We start from the raw sequence: 1,205 nt of genomic DNA, 5'->3' as shown, positions 1-1,205 counted from the left end.
GGCCCACACCTGGTACAGCACCACCGGCAGCGCCAGCAGGAAGGCCGACATCAGCGTGATCTTCAGCGGCACGAGGAAGGGCGAAATCACGTTGGTGGCGATCAGCTTGCCGCCGGCCGGCAGCGCCGCCACCAGCGGGTGCGCGAGCAGGTCGTAGAGGGCAGCCGGGCCGGGGTAGATCGCGAGGATGCCGAAGCACACGCCGATCGCGATCACCGCGCGGATCAGCCGGTCGCGCAGTTCGATCAGGTGCGTGACGAAGGGCTGCTCGGTGCCTTCCAGCTCATCGCGGCCGTCGCTGTTCAACTTCATGGGAGGGGTTCAGGTTCTCAGACCGACGAGCGCGGCGGGCGGAAGCGCGCGACACGCGCCGCGCCGGATTGCGCCTTGCTGCGCACGCCGTTGCGCTGCTTGTACCACTGCGGCGTGGCACCGCGTTTCAGGCGCCAGTTCTTCTTCGGGTGCTTGTACTGCGGCGGTGGGGGTTCCCAGCCGCTGTGCTGGCCGCTGTCGGCGCCCAAGGCCGGATCGCCGGGCGCATCCCAGGCGCTGGCCATGTCGGCGCGCGTCTGGTGGATCTCGTTCGACACCGTCTGCTCGACGTTGCGGGCCGCGTCCTCGAACTCGCCCTTCATCTTCTTGAGCTCTTCGAGCTCGATCGAGCGGTTCACCTCGGCCTTCACGTCGGCCACATAGCGCTGGGCCTTGCCGAGCAGGTGGCCGACGGTGCGGGCGACCTTGGGCAGCCGCTCCGGGCCGATGACGATCAGCGCCACGGCGCCGATCAGCGCGATCTTGTCGAAACCGAAATCGATCATGCGGCCGTCATCCGACGGGCCAGCCCGGGCCGGCCTCGGATGCTCACGATTTGGTCTTCGCTTCGACGTCGACGGTGTTCGGATCGGCGGCCTTCTGGCCGACCTGTTGCGACGGCGGCACGGCCTCGGCGTTGGCCGAGCCGTCCTTCATGCCGTCCTTGAAGCCCTTCACGGCGCCACCGAGGTCGCTGCCGATGTTCTTGAGCTTCTTGGTGCCGAACACCAGGACCACGATCACCAGCACGATGAGCCAGTGCCAGATGCTGAATGAACCCATGATTCTTCTCCTGCGGGAAATAGCGGATTCTAGGCGGTGAGGGGGTCAACCCTTGGCCCAGGGCCTTGGTCCGCCGATGACATGCATGTGCAAATGTGGCACTTCCTGCC

Annotated in this window: 3 protein-coding genes; all 3 read right to left on the bottom strand. The window is 66.7% G+C overall.

Translation table 11 applies throughout. The annotated features are described in order from the left end of the window. Positions 1–312, bottom strand: a 312-nt coding sequence (locus tag AC1D15_RS33170; protein WP_477829413.1) for a twin-arginine translocase subunit TatC, incomplete at its 3' end; no start/stop codon positions are given. 17 nt (positions 313–329) lie between these two features. Further along, a complete protein-coding gene (gene tatB / locus AC1D15_RS33165) occupies positions 330–818 on the bottom strand; it encodes a Sec-independent protein translocase protein TatB (RefSeq protein ID WP_047500837.1) in 489 nt (162 codons plus the stop codon). A 43-nt stretch (positions 819–861) separates the two neighbouring features. Further along, the gene (gene tatA, locus AC1D15_RS33160) at positions 862–1,095 is read right to left on the bottom strand and encodes a Sec-independent protein translocase subunit TatA (protein WP_047500836.1); all 234 of its coding nucleotides are present in this window, start codon (positions 1,093–1,095) and stop codon (positions 862–864) included. Positions 1,096–1,205 lie beyond the last annotated feature (110 nt).

Source organism: Rhizobacter sp. P2_H2, from assembly GCF_056403375.1.
The sequence above is the reverse complement of the archived record's forward strand: the minus strand, read 5'-3'. Positions and strand labels throughout refer to the sequence as shown.

Coding starts and splice junctions, on each gene's coding strand:
- tatB (WP_047500837.1), bottom strand. CDS start 818: ATGATCGATTTCGGTTTCGACAAGATCGCGCTGATCGGCGCCGTGGCG.
- tatA (WP_047500836.1), bottom strand. CDS start 1,095: ATGGGTTCATTCAGCATCTGGCACTGGCTCATCGTGCTGGTGATCGTG.